The sequence below is a fragment of the Planococcus donghaensis genome (assembly GCF_001687665.2).
Lineage (GTDB): Bacteria > Bacillota > Bacilli > Bacillales_A > Planococcaceae > Planococcus > Planococcus donghaensis.
Window position 1 is genome coordinate 2,100,446 of the sequence record NZ_CP016543.2, and the last position, 16,588, is coordinate 2,117,033.

The following is a 16,588-nucleotide window of genomic DNA, read 5'->3' on the forward strand; positions in this document are numbered from 1 at the left end:
TCAGATTTTTTCTTCGAGCTTGACTGATACTAACTTGGAAATTCCGGACTCTTGCATGGTGATGCCATATAAAACATCGGCACCTTCCATAGTTCCTTTGCGGTGTGTAATGACGATAAATTGCGTGTCTTCACTGAACTTCTTCAAGTATTGACTGTACCGTACGACATTTGATTCATCAAGCGCCGCTTCAACTTCATCTAGAACACAAAACGGTACCGGTCGCACATTTAAAATCGCAAATAATAATGCAATAGCAGTTAGTGCACGTTCTCCTCCTGATAGCAAACTCAAATTCTGTAGTTTTTTACCGGGCGGTTGCGCAATAATCTCGACTCCCGTCATTAACATATCTTTAGGATTGGTTAACACTAAGTCCGCCGATCCACCGCCAAATAACTCTTTAAAGACACGTTGGAACTGTATACGGATTGCATGGAAAGTCTCATCAAAACGACTCGTCATTTCAACGTCCATTTCGCGAATCAATGTACGCAATGTTTCTTTTGCTTCGTTCAAATCGTCGCGTTGCTCGGTTAAAAAGGCGTGGCGATCTGAAACGTGCTCGTACTCTTCTATTGCCCCTACATGAACAGGACCCAATTCTTCAATAGACTGCTTGAGCAGCTTTACTTTTCTACGGACTGCTGTTTCTTCGTCCATCATTTCAAACTGTTTAGCTTGCTCCATTGTCAATTGATAATTAGTTTCGAGCTGTGAGATCAAGCTTTGGATTTGAACTTCTAAACGTGTTGATTTGACTTCATAAATTCGAATGGCTTCTACATAACCTTTGTAAATGCGTTGCTGCTCTTTCAAGTTTTCTTCTAAATTGTTTAAGCTAGTTTGTTCTTTTGCACGTTGTTCTTTTGTTTCATTGACGGTTTGTTGAATCTGAATTTTTTTTGCAGACCATACTTTTATTTCTTGTAAAATTTCTTCATCAGAATACACTTTTGCTGCTTCTTCTGATTGAATCCATTCCAGTTCTTTTTGATGATCTTGCAATTTTTGATTGCTTTTTTCTAGTCGTTCAAACAGTTCGGCTTCGCTTGCTGTTAATTGCGCAACGCGTTCTTTTGTCACGGCATAAAGAGATTTTTGTTCAGCCAACTTCCCTAGCACTTGATCCCGCGCCGACTCGTTTTGTTGCTTAAACAAAGTTAATTCGTCGATCTTTACTGTGATGTCATTTAATTCACCGACAATGCTTTCAAGTCGCATCGATGCTGTTTCCTTACGTTTAGTGATCGCGGTTAAATCGTATTCCTTGTTTTTCTGTTCGGCTTGAAAAATATCAAATCGCTCTAATGTAGTTTTTAACACCGCTTCTATTTCCCGCAACAGAATCGCGCTTTCCGCTTCTAAATCACGATATTTTTCACCTTCAGTTTGCAAAATCCGAATTGCTTCTTCCGCCGCTTTTACTGTTTCTTGTTCTGTACGTACTGTTTTTTCAGCGGTTAAGATGGTTTCTTCTAATTCAGTAGCCTGAACAAGCAATTGCTCTAACTCGGCTTTTCGCGTAAAGAAAGAAGCTTGCGTTTTGTTCGCGCCTCCTGTCATCGATCCACCTGCATTGACGATATCGCCTTCAAGTGTCACAACGCGGAATCGGTTCCCTATGGCTTTAGCAATCGCCGTTGCCCCTTTAAGATCCTCAGCGATAATTACGTTACCTAGTAGATTTTCAATAATCATGCCATATTGCGGATCATAGCTAACCAATTCAAATGCCATATTAATATATGACGGGTGTTTGCTTACCGCCGCTAGCGTGTGATCAGGAATCATTCTTGGCTTCATAACTGTCATTGGAAGAAATGTCGAACGACCTGCTCTTTTCTTTCGTAGAAAATCGATTGCTTCGCGCGCATGCTGCTCATTTTCCGTTACAATGTGCTGACTCGAAGCACCTAAAGCTGTTTCAATCGCTTTCGCGTAGTTTTTCTCTACTTGAGCGAGTTCAGCAACCGCTCCTCTAATCCCTTGCAATTGACCTTTTTCACGAGCTACCAATACTTCTCGTACCCCTTGGAAAAAGCCAGAAAAATCAGCTTCTAATTCTTGTAGCGTTTCAATACGAGCTGCCAATTGCTTTTGCGACTGGTATGCCTGGAACAGCATTGATTGTTTTTGTTCGAAAGCCTGCTTTTGCTGTTGGTAAGCAGCTTCACTTTCTTTATATTCCTTACGTTTATTGTCTAATGAGGACCTAGCTTCTTTAAGTTCTTTTTCTGCACGTGCTTTTTCAGCTTTTAACTTAGAAAGTTCTGCAGTGAAATCGGCTCGTTGTGTACTAATGCGTCCGGTAGACTCTGTTAGTTGTTGTTCTTGCAAGCCAATATTTTTCAACTCATTTTTAACGGTTGCTTGCTCATTCATCAAATCAATATAGATTGACTTGCAATTTTCGATTTCATTGTCGATATCTGCTGGTGTCCGGTTGAGCTGTTCTTCGAGTTGCTGAATGGCAGTTCGAATTGAGTGACGCTCAGTTTTGCGTTCTTCTAATAATGCCAATTGCTCGCTATGTTTTTTCTTTAAAAGTTCGTTTTCTTGTTTTTCTGCCTCTACATTTTCTTGCAATTGCAATGCTTGACGATCCGCATTGCTCTTTTTCTCAGACATTAATAATTTGCGCCCTTGCCACTTTTCTGTCTCTGCACTAGCTTCGACTAAAGCATTTTGCGCTTTGTCTATTTTATTATCCATATCAAAAAGCGTCTTTCGTATGTTGGAGACAAGACGCTCTTTGTCATTAATTTCTGCTGATAGTTGCTGCTCGTTTTTTGAATGAGATGCAGCTTCCTGCGCCAAATGATTTAGCTCTTGTTCAAGGTTTCCTGCATCATGCGCTAGCAAAGCGATATCTGCATCTTTTAACTGCTCGTTCATATCGAGAAAATCTCTAGCAGTGGAAGCTTGAATTTGAAGCGGTTCCATTCGTCCGTCCAATTCATGTAAAATATCAAGCACCCGGTTCAGGTTTTCATCCGTTTCATTTAATTTGATTTCAGCTTTTTTCTTGCGCTGCTTATATTTTAAAACGCCCGCTGCTTCCTCGAAGATTGACCGACGCTCTTCTGCTTTGGAATTCAAAATTTCATCTACTCGTCCTTGCGAGATGATCGAAAAAGCTTCTTTCCCAAGTCCGGAATCCATGAACAAGTCCGTAATATCTTTAAGCCGGCAATTTTGTTTGTTTAATAAATAAGCACTTTCACCACTGCGAAAAACCCTTCTCGTTACGCTGATTTCGCTGTAATCAAGAGGGACTCGGCCATCTGTATTATCTAAAATTAATGTTACTTCCGCAAAATTTAACGGTTTTCTTGAATCACTGCCGGCAAAAATGACATCCTCCATTTTAGCTCCTCGCAGTGATTTTGCTGATTGTTCTCCGAGCACCCAGCGGATGGCATCGGTAACATTGCTTTTACCGCTACCGTTTGGTCCAACGACCGCTGTTACTCCTGGTACAAAGTCGATGCCAATACGATCAGCAAACGACTTGAACCCCATGACTTCCAATCTCTTCAAAAACATTATTACTCCTCCGCCGCTTCTTGCAATTTACGGATTGCCAGCTGAGCTGCTTGCTGTTCCGCTTCTTTTTTTGATCGGCCATTTCCGACCCCAAGTTCTCTATCTGCTAGAGAAACGCGAGTGACAAATACACGGCTGTGGGCCGGACCGATTTCATCTATAATTTCATAACTCAATGTGCCATTATTTTTTTGCTGAACCAATTCCTGCAATTGACTCTTATAATCCATCACATGCGAAAAAGCACCGATATCTACTTTTGGAAATAATACCATTTCCAAAAACGCAACCACAGGCTCTAACCCTTGGTCTAGATAAAGCGCACCGATATACGATTCGAAAACGTCAGCTAGTAGTGCCGGACGCGTCCGACCACCAGTTAACTCTTCTCCTTTGCCTAAAAGGATGTATTTCCCAAACCCAAGTTCATTAGCAAACATAACCAGTGAAGGTTCACAAACGATTGCAGCACGCAGTTTCGTCAATTCGCCTTCGCTCATTTCCGGATACTTCATGTATAGGTAATGCGAAACGGATAACTCCAATACTGCATCTCCTAGAAACTCCAGGCGTTCGTTATCGGTAAATTGTTTTCTTCGATGCTCATTCACATAAGATGAATGGGTGAAAGCTTGATACAGCAATGCAGGCTTATTGAATGTGATATTCAGCTCTTTTTGCAATTGTTCAAATGCTACTTTAGCGCTTTCTTTTAAGACGCCAGGCTTTTGATGATTTGTTTTTCTATTTATCGCCATTTTTATCTGCCTTCCTTTGTGTACTTCTTTCAATTTTACCTGTTTTCCAACTAATGTGCAAAAGAGAATTGACGCACAATCGCTTAGTATAACAGCAATCGTGCGCCAATAGATGTTTACATATTATTGTTTCTTTTCGATATACGTTACTGCGTCGCCTACTGTAGTCATGTTTTCAGCGTCTTCGTCAGAAATTTCCATATCGAACTCATCTTCAAGTTCCATAACAAGTTCTACTACGTCCAATGAATCTGCACCTAGGTCACCTGTGAAAGAAGCTTCAAGTTTCACTTCGCTTTCTTCTACACCTAGACGATCCACGATTACTTTAGTTACTCTATCTAATACTGTTGACAATGTCGTCACCTCCCCTCAAATCAGTATACAAAAAAATTACCTACATGACCATGCCGCCGTCAAGATGAAGCGTTTGTCCTGTCATATAGGAAGCATCATCTGAAGCTAGGAATAGTGCAGCTTTTGCAACGTCTTCTGGTGCGCCAAAACGACCTAATGGAATTTGTCCCATCATCGTTTTTTGAACATCATCACTTAATTGTTCAGTCATGTCGGTCGTGATAAATCCAGGAGCTACCGCATTTGCTGTAATTCCACGACTCGCTAGTTCACGCGCTGTCGTTTTTGTTAAGCCGATGACTCCCGCTTTTGCAGCAACATAATTTGCTTGACCAGCATTGCCCATTACGCCCACAATTGAGGCAATATTGACAATTCGTCCAGAACGCTGTTTCATCATTTGACGGGTTACTGCTTTTGTGCAAATAAATACGCCTTTTAAGTTGATGTTAATAACATCATCCCATTCATCATCTTTCATGCGCATCATTAAGTTATCACGCGTGATGCCTGCATTATTCACTAAAATATCGACAGAACCAAAGGTTTTCATCGTTTCATCAACCATTGCTTTTACCGATTCTGCATCCGCTACATTGGCTTTAACTGCAATGGCATTGCCGCCATTCGCTTCGATATCCGCCACTACCGCTTCAGCTTTTTCTTGACTGCCGCTATAATTTACAACAACTTTCGCACCGTCTGCTGCAAATTTACGCGCTATTTCTGCCCCGATCCCACGAGATCCGCCCGTAATAATTGCTGTTTTCCCTGCAAGTTTACTCATTTCGCCAACTCCTCTACCGCTTTTTCAAATGACTCCAAGTCATAGACAGGCAAAGTTTTCACTGAACGGTCAATTTTTTTCACTAATCCACTCAATACTTTTCCTGGACCAATTTCAACAAATACTGTGACACCAAGATCTATCATTTCACGCACTGACTGTTCCCATAGCACCGGAGAATACAATTGACGAACGAGAAGATCTTGGATTTGCGTCGCATTTGTCTCTGCTTTGGCTGTCACGTTTGAAATAACAGGCACTTTCGCATCTAACAAGAACGACATGCTAAGTTCTTTTGCTAAATCTTGTGACGCTGAACGCATCAATTCCGAGTGAAACGGCCCGCTCACATCAAGTGGAATGGCTCGCTTAGCTCCGCGTTCTTTAGCAACGATACACGCTTGCTCAACGCCTGCTTTTGTACCCGAAATAACGATTTGTCCAGGGCAATTTAAGTTTGCTAATTGAACAACACCTGTCGTATCTGTTACTTCATTTGTTACTTTTTCGAGTTCATCACTTTCCATGCCTAAAATAGCCGCCATCGTCCCTTCACCTGCTGGGAATGCCGTATTCATAAACAATCCACGCTTATGTACAATATTTACCGCTGTTGGAAATTCTAACACATTTGAAGTTACAAGCGCGCTGTATTCGCCAAGACTGTGACCAGCTGTAAAATCTGGTCTAATCCCTGCACGAATCAATCGTTCTGTAATCATCGAACTTACGGTTAGAAGGGCTGGCTGCGCATGATATGTTAACGTCAACTCTTCTTGTGGACCTTCTAGCATTAACTTTGATAAATCTAAATCAAGTGCTTGGTTGGCACTTTCAAAGAAATTACGGCTCGTGTCGTCTGTTAAAAAACTCTCACCCATGCCAACAGTTTGCGAACCTTGACCTGGATAAATAAATGCAATCTTAGTCTTCATGTAATGTCTCCTTTTTCAACGTACTATAAATCGTGCCTGTTACATCAAACTCAATCATGGTACGCGTTTGGCGTATCGCATTGAATAAGGCATTGGCATTTGACGAGCCATGCGCTTTTATAACTGGTGCTTTTAAGCCGAATAATCCGGCACCACCGTACTCGCTATAATCTAACATGCCTTTTAACCCTTTCAAGTCATCTTTCACAAGAAAAGCCGCCACTTTTGTTTTAACTGAGCTCATGAAGACATCTTTCATCATCGCAAACACGTTCATTGCCGTTCCTTCAATAGTTTTTAGCACCATATTGCCAGTAAAACCATCGGTTACAACAACATCCGCCACGCCATTTAATAAATCACGAGACTCCACGTTGCCAATAAAATTAACAGGTGCTTCTTTTAATAAAGGAAACGCAGCTTTTGTTAAATCATTGCCTTTTTTCTCTTCAGTTCCGATATTCAACAAGCCCACTGTTGGATTTTTAATGCCGCGAACTTTTTCAGCATAAATGCTGCCCATAATTGCATACTGCACAAGGTGTTCTGGCTTAGCTTCAGCATTGGCCCCTAAATCAAGCATGACAAACCCTTTGCTATCAATTGTCGGCAAGGTTGGAGCTAATGCCGGACGATCTACTCCGTCAATACGCCCAACGATAAACAGTCCTGCTGACATAAGTGCTCCAGTATTCCCCGCAGACACACAACCATCTGCATTTCCGTCTTTTACCGCTTGCGCCATTCGAACCATCGAAGCATCTTTTTTCCGTTTAACCGACCGTGCAGGGTCATCTTCTGATGTAATTACTTCTTCACAATGAACGATTGTTAGACGATCATGTTCCTTCAGAAATTCTTTCATCTTATCTTCATGACCATATAATTGAATTTCGATATCAGTAAATTCTTCTAACGCTTTATAGACACCCGCGACAATTTCTTTTGGGGCATTGTCTCCACCCATTGCATCTACTGCTATTCTCACTTTACGTCACCTTCACTTTGTTCTGTCATTCGATACATTTCAAATGTACCAATAAAAACCGTTTGTTGTTCAACAGAAGAAGTCACTTTTACAAACGCCCTGTTTTTTTCAGGGTGACTGTCGACTACTTCCGCTTTAGCAACAATCCGTTGTCCAGCCGTAACCGGTCGCAAAAATTGCAGTTCCGACTTTACCGTCAATGCCAATTCTTCGTTCATTACTGCTACTGCTAACGAATTAGCTTGAGCAAATAAATGATGACCTCTGGCAATTTGGTTACGTTGAAAAACATGCTCTGGTTTTACATCGAAAATTGAAATTGCTTTTTTATCTAATTCAATATCAATAATCTCGCCAATTACTTCATCAATTGGCAACGATTTTACTTCGTCTTCAAACGTTTTTACAGCAACGTGTTTAATGCGCTCTCTCAATTCTGGAATGGCAAGCTCCATTCGGTCTAATCGAATTGTTTGGACACTTACGTTAAATGTGACTGAAAGTTCTTCATCGGTCACAAAAGGATTTTCTTTAATCGACTCTTTCAACGCTTGTTGTCGCTGTTTTTTTGGTCTTTTCACTATGTCACCGCCCGCTATTAGCACTTGGTACTAATATGAGTATATAAATAACAAAAAAAGAATGCAAGGAAAATTAATACCTTGCATTCTTAATCGAGTCTTCCACCTGACAATACACCTGATTGTTCAATTTGCAATCGCAAACAAGCCATGTCATCTGCGTGCCAAAATTCATCGCTACTAATTAGTTTTTCAGCATCTTTTCTAGCCGCTTCAAGCGCACGATAATCATGGATTAAATCCGCCATTTTAAATTCGGGTATGCCACTTTGCTTGCGACCGAAAAAGTCACCCGGGCCTCTCAACTGCAAATCTTTTTCTGCTAACACAAAGCCATCGTTCGTTTCTGTCATGGTCGTCATACGTTCTTTCCCAATTTCTGTTTTCGGATCTGCCAGCAACACACAATAAGACTGTTCACTGCCGCGTCCTACACGTCCGCGTAATTGGTGAAGCTGAGACAAGCCAAAACGCTCCGCATCATAGATCAGCATAAATGATGCATTCGGTACATTCACGCCAACTTCCACAACAGTTGTGGATACTAATACATCGACTTGACCTTCCGAAAACTCACGCATCGTTTGTTCTTTTTCATCAGGATGCAAACGACCATGCATCAAACCGACCGTAAAACGGTCTTTAAAATAAATCGCCAGTTGTTGAAACAAATCGACTGCATTTTGATAATCCAGTTTATCCGACTCTTCAATCAGCGGGCAAATAACATACGCCTGCCTGCCGGCTGCCAACTCTTTTTCCATGCGCCCAACAATTTTGCCAAACATCTCTTTTTTCATCCAATACGTTTCAATCTCTTTTCGTCCTACGGGCATTTCATCGATAATCGAAACATCCATTTCACCAAACGCAGAAATCGCTAATGTTCGCGGAATTGGCGTTGCTGTCATAAACAAAACATCTGGATTATAGCCTTTGTCTTTTAATACGCGACGTTGGTCTACGCCAAAACGATGCTGCTCATCTGTAATGACAAGTCCTAATTTATCAAATCGCACTTCCGGTTGGATCAAAGCATGTGTCCCTATCAACAAGTCAATTTCGCCTGCCGCTAATTGGTCCAATATTAACTGCCGTTTCTTGCCTTTAACCGAACCTGTTAACAGCGCAATATTCAACGAAAACGGACGGAACCATTGTTCTAATGTGTTGGCATGTTGTTCTGCTAATATTTCAGTAGGCGCCATTAACGCACCTTGCAATCCAGCAGTGAAAGCTGCATATAAAGCAATTGCCGCTACGACCGTTTTTCCGGAACCTACATCTCCTTGCAATAGTCGATTCATTCGGAAAGGTTCTTTCATGTCTTTGCAAATTTCATTGACCACTCGTTTTTGAGCAGCTGTCAAATCAAACGGCAAAGAGTCGATAAACTTTTTGAGTTGTTCTAAGTCGTAATCGATAAAAGAGCCGCCTTCTTCTTCACGGTTTTTCTTACGTAACGCTTGCATTTTCAATTGAAATACCAATAGTTCTTCGTAAACAAAGCGTCTGCGCGCTTGTTTTACTTTTTCGCCATCCGGAGGAAAATGAACCCACTCCAATGCGTCTTGAATTGGCGCTAACTGGTACGTGTCCACGAGCGACTGCGGCAAACAATCTTCTATATCTTCTTTCACTAAATCTAATGCTTGTCGCATCAATTTTCGAAAGGTTTTTTGGTGAATACTGCCTTTCAAGCTATAAACCGGTTCAAAATCTGCTCCATTCGTACGCGGACCTATCGTATGGCTTGATACAGTAATCACTTGTCGACCGCGATCCCATTTACCGGTTACTGTAATGATTTCACCTAAATGCAATTTAGCTTTTACATATGGCTGATTAAAGAAAATCGCTTTTACTAAATGACGCCCTACCAATACACGGACTTGTGTACGCGATTTGTTCTTACCTAAAAAAAGGACGGAAGGTTCACTTTCGACCCTTCCCTCCACGGTTACACGTTCATTATGAGGTGTATCTGCCAAATCTTTTAATTGAAAATCTTCATGGCGATACGGAAATGTCATGATTAAATCATGGAGCGTTTCAATTTTCATTTCCTGTAAAGTTTCAGCAGCTTGTTTGCCTACTCCTTTTAATGTGGCGACAGAATCATTACTGCCCACTACCAACAACTGCTCCTCCGAAAATTTTCGATTCGAGCCATCTTCCGGTAGGAGTTGCGGCAAGTCCACCTTTAGCGGTTTCTCTTAGCGCACTCGGCATTGATTGGCCGATTTCAAACATCGCGCCAATTACTTCATCACACGGAATACGGCTCGTTACCCCCGCTAATGCCATGTCAGCAGCTACGACTGCATTTGCTGCTCCCATTGCATTACGTTTTACACAAGGCACTTCTACTAATCCCGCCACTGGATCGCAAACGAGGCCAAGCATATTTTTCATCGTAATTGCGAAGGCTTCCGAACTTTGTTGCGGAGTACCTCCTGCCATTTCAATAATTGCTGCCGAAGCCATCCCTGCTGCCGATCCAACTTCAGCTTGGCATCCACCAGCTGCGCCTGAAATCGAAGCATTGTTAGCCACAACAAATCCAAATGCTCCCGCCGTAAATAAATAACGGATCATTTGCTCGCGTGTTGGATTTAACTTGTTTTGCACAGCAAATAATGTGCCAGGTACAACACCCGCTGAACCAGCTGTTGGCGTTGCACAAATGGTACCCATTGCTGCGTTAACTTCATTTGTTGCAACAGCTTTGCTTACTGCATCAAGCAATAAATCTCCTGAAAGCGCATTCCCGGTTTCACGGTATTTTTGCAATAGCACAGCATCTCCACCTGTTAATCCAGATACAGAATGAACACCTTTTAATCCTTTTTCTACTGCTTCTTCCATGACCGTTAAATTACGGTCCATTTGAATCATTATATCTTCACGTGAACGATCGGTCATAAGCATTTCCTGCTCAATCATGATTTCTGAAATCAGTTTTTCTTCTTTTTCAGCTCGTTCAACCAATTCTCTTACATTACGGAATAAAGCTTCCATAGTTTAGCCCTCCAATTTAATCGGCGATTCTTGTCACTTGCGTGATATTCGGAAGTTTTCGCAAATCGTCCATCACTTCTTTGTCCACATTTTGATCGACTTCAATTACCATCAAGGCCATATGCCCTCTTTCTTTTCGGGAAACTTCCATATGACCGATGTTGATATCGTATTTGTACAGGCAATTAGCGACATTTGCGATACATCCTGAACGATCTTCATGGACGACCAGAATCGCCGGATGGTTCCCCGACAACCGTAGAGGAAATCCGTTAAGTTCTGTTATTTCAATTTTACCGCCACCAATTGAAATGCCCATCATCGACATTTCAGAATCTTTGTCACCAATGACGATACGTGCGGTATTCGGGTGATCTACATGACCTGTTTCAGGAATAAACTCAAACGTCATTCCTGCATTTTGTGCTTCTTCAAAAGAAGTTTTGATGCGTTCATCAAAAGTATCGTAATCTAATAATCCACCAATAATTGCCACATCTGTACTGTGACCTTTATAAGTTTCTGCAAATGAACCGTAAAGGTGTACTTTCGCCCAATCCGGTTGTCTACCAAACAAATCTCTCGCTACTCTTCCGATGCGGGCTGCTCCCGCAGTATGCGAAGAAGATGGCCCAATCATAACCGGGCCGATTATATCAAAAACAGATTTGAACTTCATGGCTCAAACCCCTCACTTTCGGTTACGTATACTGTTAGTGTACATGATTTTGCCATATTTCACAAAAATAAAAAAGCGCATACATTCGTATGCGCCTTAGCTTTTGACGATATTCCACTAACAAAAAGAAATTTACTCTACCGCTAGGATAAATGGATACAAAGGTTGCTTGCCGTTATGAATTTCAACTTCAACATCGCTATTTAACGATTCGATGAATTCGCCTAATTTTTGAGCATCAGCTTCTGTCGTATCTTCTCCATAAAGAATTGTGACGATTTCTGCTTCGCTACCCACTAACTTTTTGGCCAGTTCTTCTGTAACAAATTCAAGCTTACTGTCAGAAACAATAATCTTCCCTTCAGAAATACCCATGAAATCATCTTTTTTAATTTCAACACCATCAATTGATGTATCACGGACTGCAAATGTGACAGAACCAGATTTCACATGTTTAGAAGCACTTGCCATTGTTGCTTGGTTATCCTCAACGGATGCACCTGGGTTAAAAGCAAGCAATGCAGACATTCCTTGAGGTACATCTGTCGTCGGTACTACAGCCGCTTCAATATCTAAAAGTTCAGCTGCTTGTTCTGCAGCCATGATGATGTTTTTATTGTTAGGCAAAATAAGAACACGTTCTGCACCAATCGACTTAACCGCGTTCACAATATCTTCTGTTGAAGGGTTCATTGTTTGTCCGCCTTCGATCACATACGAAGCCCCGATACTGCGTAATAGTTCAGCAATTCCTTCGCCCATGGCAACCGTCACGACTGCATAAGGATGTGTAGCTTGTTTTTTAGGTGCGTTTTTTTGGAAATCTTCGCCTACAATATCGATATGCTGTTGACGCATATTTTCGATTTTCATACTGATCAAGCTTCCATAATCTTGACCATATGTAAGCACTTTTCCTGGTTCTTCTGAATGGATGTGAATTTTCGCGACTTCATCATCAGCGATAACTAATAGCGAATCCCCGTATCCACTCAAGTCGGAACGGAACATAGCTTCGTTAAACTCTTTTTTGCCTTCTTCGAATTTCACCATAAACTCAGTGCAATAGCCAAATTCGATATCAGCAGTATCCATGAAACCGGCAATGTTTTTATGATGTTCTGCACTTACTAGATCAGTCATTGAATGATGTGCATGTTTTTCTGGAAGTTCTTCACCTTTAAGTGAAGCAAGAAATCCTTCATACACATAAACAAGCCCTTGACCGCCACTATCAACTACGCCTACTTCTTTTAATACTGGCAATAAGTCAGGTGTACGCTCTAAAGAAGCTTGTGCTTCAGTTACTACAGCTTCAAAAAAAGCAATGATGTCTTGTTCGGTTTTAGCTATTTCCATGCCTTTAGCAGCCGCATCTTTTGCGACTGTCAAAATCGTACCTTCAACTGGTTTCATAACAGCTTTATAAGCTGTTTCTACACCGTGTTGCAGAGCTTCTGCAAATTTAAGTGCAGTCAATTCTGATTCTGAGGCGATGTATTTACCAAAACCTCTAAAAAGCTGTGACAAAATAACGCCAGAGTTGCCTCGCGCGCCCATTAATAGCCCTTTAGACAAAGCTCCTGCTGTTTTGCCAATATGAGCATCGGCTTGAGCAGTTGTTTCTTTTGCTCCAGATGTCATCGACAAATTCATATTGGTACCTGTGTCTCCATCAGGTACCGGAAAAACATTTAATGCATCAACATAATCCGCATTTTGAAAAAGATGGTGAGACCCCATCTGAACCATTTCTGCGAACTTCACGCCATTTAATGACTTCATATCTGTTTCTTCCTCCTCCTACGGGTTCGTTACACGAACTCCTTGGACAAAAATATTTACTGCTTTTACGGACATACCCAATGTTTGTGTGATTGTATATTTCACTTTGGACTGGACTTGATAAGCCACTTCAGAAATTTTTGTTCCGTAGCTGATGATGACGTACATATCAATAACCAAATTTTCATCTTCTTGACGCACAATAACTCCTTTTGCAAAATTTTCTTTGCGGAGTATATCTGTCAGACCATCGCGTATTTGGTGTTTCGTCGCCATGCCTACAATACCGTAACATTCAATCGCTGCGCCGCCTGCTATTTGAGCAACTACATCATTGGAAATATCGATTTGACCATATTCGTTCTTTAATTCAATCGACATGGAAATTCCTCCTTGAGTCCTATTTCACTCTTATCATTCTACCTTAAAGACTTATAGATGAAAAGCCAACGTTTTAAGGTGTAAAGGTTTTTTTCTTTAAAGACCTTCAAATATAGTTGCAAACGCGATATGTCTGTGGTAAATTATTAAAGTATGTGAAACGAAAAACGAACTGAAATTCTATTATAATTTTCAGCTTCACTTGTGAGGAGGGACTTACATGCCTAAAGTATGTGCAGTTAGTGGACGTAAAGCTCGCGCCGGAAATGCCCGTTCGCACGCAATGAATTCGACAAAACGTACATGGGGAGCAAACCTTCAAAAAGTTCGCATCCTTGTAGACGGTAAACCGAAACGTGTATGGGTTTCTGCAAGAGCCATGAAATCAGGAAAAGTTGAGCGCGTATAATCGCTCATGGATAATGCCAGTGCTGATCTAATCAGCCTGGCATTTTTTCGTGGTTGAATGTTTACCTACACTTAAAAAAGCATCTAAAAAGGGCACAGAAAAACAAATTGTTTTTCTGTGCCCTTTTATTTAATGAATGGAAAAGACTGCTCTATGCATCCGAACTTTCAACGAGCAAACAATAACCCCTGTCTATCTCAACAGTTCCCCGACCTAAAAGCTCATTGCTCACAAAACGGGTTGTCCCAAACGGAAGGTATTCATTTGTTACAGGGTATTTAAAGCCTGATAACGTTAAACCTTGAACTTCTTCTGCAAAAGGATAAAAAGACACATAACGGTAACGAATGTCTTTTTCAAGCTCATGCTTGCCTGGCTTCAAAAACCGAATTTGATTTTGGTTGTTTACTACACTAAAGCGGGTTTCGGGAAACTTTTGTTGGTAATGATAAACAATATGCAAGACGCTCATGTAATGATCTAGGCGACCACCAGTTACGCCAGTAAGTATGACTTGCTCCGGTTGGTAGGTCATCGCTTTTTCAAGTCCCAGCTCTGTATCCGATTGGTTTTTTTCTGAAGGCGATCGTGCCAAATCAGGAAAAGCTAATCGAATTTTTTCATAGTCAGCCGCTGTAACCGAGTCGAAATCTCCAACAGCAGCATCTGGTTGAAAACCTCTTTCCATCAACGCAAGCGTTCCAGAATCAACACCTATATAAATAGCGCTTGGAAATAAAGAGAAATCCGGCAGTTCACCTGCCGGACCTCCTGCGATTAAAATGACATTCACGAAATCGCCTCTTCTCCCGCTTTCCTAATTGCTTGAAGAGCTTGCGTACGGTCTTTTTTGCTGTAAATAGCTGAACCTGCCACAAAAACCGTTGCCCCTGCTTCTGCACAAGCTACGATGGTTTCTTCGTTAATACCGCCATCAATTTCAATTTCGATTGATAACTCTTTTTCTTTAATGATATCAGACAGCTGTTTTACCTTTGGCACAACCGAATGAATAAATTTCTGTCCACCAAATCCAGGATTGACCGTCATAAACAATACGAGGTCAATGTCTTCAAGAATATGTTGAATCGTCTCGATTGGCGTATGTGGATTTAACACAACCCCCGGTTTCACACCAAACGAACGGATTAATTGAATCGTACGATGCAAGTGAGGGCATGCTTCTACGTGTACCGTAATGTAGTCAGCCCCGGCTTTTGCAAATTCTTCAATATACAGGTCTGGATTTTCAATCATTAAATGAACATCCATTGGTAATTTCGTTAATGGACGAATGGCATTTAACACAATCGCACCAAATGAAATATTTGGGACGAAATGGCCGTCCATGACATCTACATGAATCCAATCCGCTCCTGCTTTTTCTACTTCTAACACTTCTTCTCCAAGTTTCGCAAAATCTGCTGCTAAAATAGACGGTGCAATTTTAATCATTTGAATACCTCGGCTTTCGGCTCATAATTTCTTCTAAAAACTTCAAGTAATGTTTATAACGATAATCTGGAATTTCTTTTGTTTCTACTGCTGCTTTGATGGCACATTTTGGTTCATTCATATGCAAACATTCTCGGAATTTACATGCATTCGAACGTGCTGCAAATTCTGGGAAACAAGCAGATAACTCTTCTCGTTCCATTGTTTCAAAATCGAACGAACTAAATCCAGGCGTATCGGCTAGTAAGCCATTATTAACAGCAATTAATTCCACATGGCGCGTGGTATGTTTGCCTCGGTTTAAAGCTTTCGAAATATCATCTGTTTTTAATTTTAACGACGGCAAGATGGTATTGAGCATCGTTGATTTCCCTACTCCCGATTGGCCAGCAAGCACGCTGATTTTCCCTTCAAGAACTGGCATTAAACGATCTTTTAACGCTGGATCGTCGATAAATGTTGGAATGACTTCATAACCAATTTTTTCGTAATCCGCGATATAGTGTTGAATTTTTTCTTTTTCTTCTTCTTTCAACAAATCCATTTTCGTCAAACAAATGACTGGTTGAATTGAATGCGATTCAATCGCTGTTAAAAAACGGTCTAGTAGTAACGGATGAAAATCTGGTTGTTTCGCTGAAAACACCAAAATTGCTTGATCTACATTCGCAATCGGCGGACGTACCAATTCGTTTTTTCGATCGTACACATGCAATATAGTACCTTCTAATTCATTATCCGCTTTATAGTCTACGTAATCTCCAACTAACGGGGTGATTTGACGATTACGAAAAACACCACGACCACGACATTGCGTATATCGCTCACCATCTTCATCTAACACATAATAAAATCCGCTTAATGCTTTTCTGATTTGACCTTTCGGCATCGTTTCACTCCATT

The 16,588-nt window shown here is 41.1% G+C and carries 16 protein-coding genes; 1 reads left to right on the top strand and 15 read right to left on the bottom strand.

Annotation, left to right across the window (positions count from 1 at the left end; genetic code table 11):
- From smc to BCM40_RS10625, 12 genes are all read right to left on the bottom strand, one after another.
- Positions 1 to 3,549, bottom strand: a complete 3,549-nt coding sequence (smc, locus tag BCM40_RS10570; protein WP_065525958.1) for a chromosome segregation protein SMC — start codon at positions 3,547 to 3,549, stop codon at positions 1 to 3.
- 2 nt (positions 3,550 to 3,551) lie between these two features.
- Complete coding sequence (rnc, locus tag BCM40_RS10575) at positions 3,552 to 4,307, bottom strand: ribonuclease III (RefSeq protein ID WP_065525957.1); 756 nt, start codon at positions 4,305 to 4,307, stop codon at positions 3,552 to 3,554.
- A gap of 123 nt (positions 4,308 to 4,430) precedes the next feature.
- Positions 4,431 to 4,664, bottom strand: a complete 234-nt coding sequence (locus BCM40_RS10580) for an acyl carrier protein (protein WP_008430824.1) — start codon at positions 4,662 to 4,664, stop codon at positions 4,431 to 4,433.
- A gap of 40 nt (positions 4,665 to 4,704) precedes the next feature.
- A complete protein-coding gene (fabG, locus tag BCM40_RS10585; protein WP_065525956.1) occupies positions 4,705 to 5,451 on the bottom strand; it encodes a 3-oxoacyl-[acyl-carrier-protein] reductase in 747 nt (248 codons plus the stop codon).
- Positions 5,448 to 6,386 (bottom strand): ACP S-malonyltransferase, encoded by a 939-nt coding sequence (gene fabD, locus BCM40_RS10590; protein WP_065525955.1) that lies wholly within the window; start codon positions 6,384 to 6,386, stop codon positions 5,448 to 5,450. Before fabD ends, fabG begins: the two co-directional genes overlap by 4 nt.
- The gene (gene plsX, locus BCM40_RS10595; RefSeq protein ID WP_065525954.1) at positions 6,376 to 7,374 is read right to left on the bottom strand and encodes a phosphate acyltransferase PlsX; all 999 of its coding nucleotides are present in this window, start codon (positions 7,372 to 7,374) and stop codon (positions 6,376 to 6,378) included. The genes fabD and plsX overlap by 11 nt, the downstream gene beginning before the upstream one ends.
- Complete coding sequence (fapR, locus tag BCM40_RS10600; protein ID WP_065525953.1) at positions 7,371 to 7,955, bottom strand: transcription factor FapR; 585 nt, start codon at positions 7,953 to 7,955, stop codon at positions 7,371 to 7,373. Before fapR ends, plsX begins: the two co-directional genes overlap by 4 nt.
- A gap of 89 nt (positions 7,956 to 8,044) precedes the next feature.
- Positions 8,045 to 10,087 carry an ATP-dependent DNA helicase RecG gene (gene recG / locus BCM40_RS10605; RefSeq protein ID WP_065527687.1) on the bottom strand — a complete coding sequence of 681 codons (2,043 nt, stop codon included), beginning with the start codon at positions 10,085 to 10,087 and terminating at the stop codon, positions 8,045 to 8,047.
- On the bottom strand, positions 10,077 to 10,976 hold the full coding sequence (sdaAA, locus tag BCM40_RS10610) for an L-serine ammonia-lyase, iron-sulfur-dependent, subunit alpha (protein WP_008430813.1): 900 nt from the start codon (positions 10,974 to 10,976) through the stop codon (positions 10,077 to 10,079). The genes recG and sdaAA overlap by 11 nt, the downstream gene beginning before the upstream one ends.
- 16 nt (positions 10,977 to 10,992) lie before the next feature.
- The gene (gene sdaAB / locus BCM40_RS10615; protein ID WP_065525952.1) at positions 10,993 to 11,655 is read right to left on the bottom strand and encodes an L-serine ammonia-lyase, iron-sulfur-dependent subunit beta; all 663 of its coding nucleotides are present in this window, start codon (positions 11,653 to 11,655) and stop codon (positions 10,993 to 10,995) included.
- A gap of 132 nt (positions 11,656 to 11,787) precedes the next feature.
- Positions 11,788 to 13,440, bottom strand: coding sequence for a DAK2 domain-containing protein (locus BCM40_RS10620; RefSeq protein WP_065525951.1), 1,653 nt, complete (start codon positions 13,438 to 13,440; stop codon positions 11,788 to 11,790).
- Positions 13,441 to 13,458: 18 nt separating this feature from the next.
- Entirely contained in the window at positions 13,459 to 13,821 is a 363-nt protein-coding gene (locus BCM40_RS10625) for an Asp23/Gls24 family envelope stress response protein (protein ID WP_008430809.1), read from the bottom strand.
- Between the two features lie 220 nt (positions 13,822 to 14,041).
- Between BCM40_RS10625 and rpmB the strand changes: the two genes are divergently transcribed.
- A complete protein-coding gene (gene rpmB / locus BCM40_RS10630) occupies positions 14,042 to 14,230 on the top strand; it encodes a 50S ribosomal protein L28 (protein ID WP_006828787.1) in 189 nt (62 codons plus the stop codon).
- Positions 14,231 to 14,381: 151 nt separating this feature from the next.
- Here the strand turns inward: rpmB and BCM40_RS10635 are convergent, their stop codons facing one another.
- Genes BCM40_RS10635 through rsgA form a run of 3 tightly spaced genes read right to left on the bottom strand, consistent with a single transcriptional unit; the run spans position 14,382 to position 16,574 of the window.
- Positions 14,382 to 15,023 carry a thiamine diphosphokinase gene (locus tag BCM40_RS10635; protein ID WP_065525950.1) on the bottom strand — a complete coding sequence of 214 codons (642 nt, stop codon included), beginning with the start codon at positions 15,021 to 15,023 and terminating at the stop codon, positions 14,382 to 14,384.
- Entirely contained in the window at positions 15,020 to 15,685 is a 666-nt protein-coding gene (rpe, locus tag BCM40_RS10640) for a ribulose-phosphate 3-epimerase (protein ID WP_065525949.1), read from the bottom strand. Before rpe ends, BCM40_RS10635 begins: the two co-directional genes overlap by 4 nt.
- Positions 15,678 to 16,574 (bottom strand): ribosome small subunit-dependent GTPase A, encoded by an 897-nt coding sequence (gene rsgA / locus BCM40_RS10645; RefSeq protein WP_065525948.1) that lies wholly within the window; start codon positions 16,572 to 16,574, stop codon positions 15,678 to 15,680. The genes rpe and rsgA overlap by 8 nt, the downstream gene beginning before the upstream one ends.
- Between the last annotated feature and the right edge of the window lie 14 nt (positions 16,575 to 16,588).

Coding starts and splice junctions, on each gene's coding strand:
- smc (WP_065525958.1), bottom strand. CDS start 3,549: ATGTTTTTGAAGAGATTGGAAGTCATGGGGTTCAAGTCGTTTGCTGAT.
- rnc (WP_065525957.1), bottom strand. CDS start 4,307: ATGGCGATAAATAGAAAAACAAATCATCAAAAGCCTGGCGTCTTAAAA.
- fabG (WP_065525956.1), bottom strand. CDS start 5,451: ATGAGTAAACTTGCAGGGAAAACAGCAATTATTACGGGCGGATCTCGT.
- fabD (WP_065525955.1), bottom strand. CDS start 6,386: ATGAAGACTAAGATTGCATTTATTTATCCAGGTCAAGGTTCGCAAACT.
- sdaAA (WP_008430813.1), bottom strand. CDS start 10,976: ATGGAAGCTTTATTCCGTAATGTAAGAGAATTGGTTGAACGAGCTGAA.
- sdaAB (WP_065525952.1), bottom strand. CDS start 11,655: ATGAAGTTCAAATCTGTTTTTGATATAATCGGCCCGGTTATGATTGGG.
- BCM40_RS10620 (WP_065525951.1), bottom strand. CDS start 13,440: ATGAAGTCATTAAATGGCGTGAAGTTCGCAGAAATGGTTCAGATGGGG.
- BCM40_RS10625 (WP_008430809.1), bottom strand. CDS start 13,821: ATGTCGATTGAATTAAAGAACGAATATGGTCAAATCGATATTTCCAAT.
- rpmB (WP_006828787.1), top strand. CDS start 14,042: ATGCCTAAAGTATGTGCAGTTAGTGGACGTAAAGCTCGCGCCGGAAAT.
- rpe (WP_065525949.1), bottom strand. CDS start 15,685: ATGATTAAAATTGCACCGTCTATTTTAGCAGCAGATTTTGCGAAACTT.
- rsgA (WP_065525948.1), bottom strand. CDS start 16,574: ATGCCGAAAGGTCAAATCAGAAAAGCATTAAGCGGATTTTATTATGTG.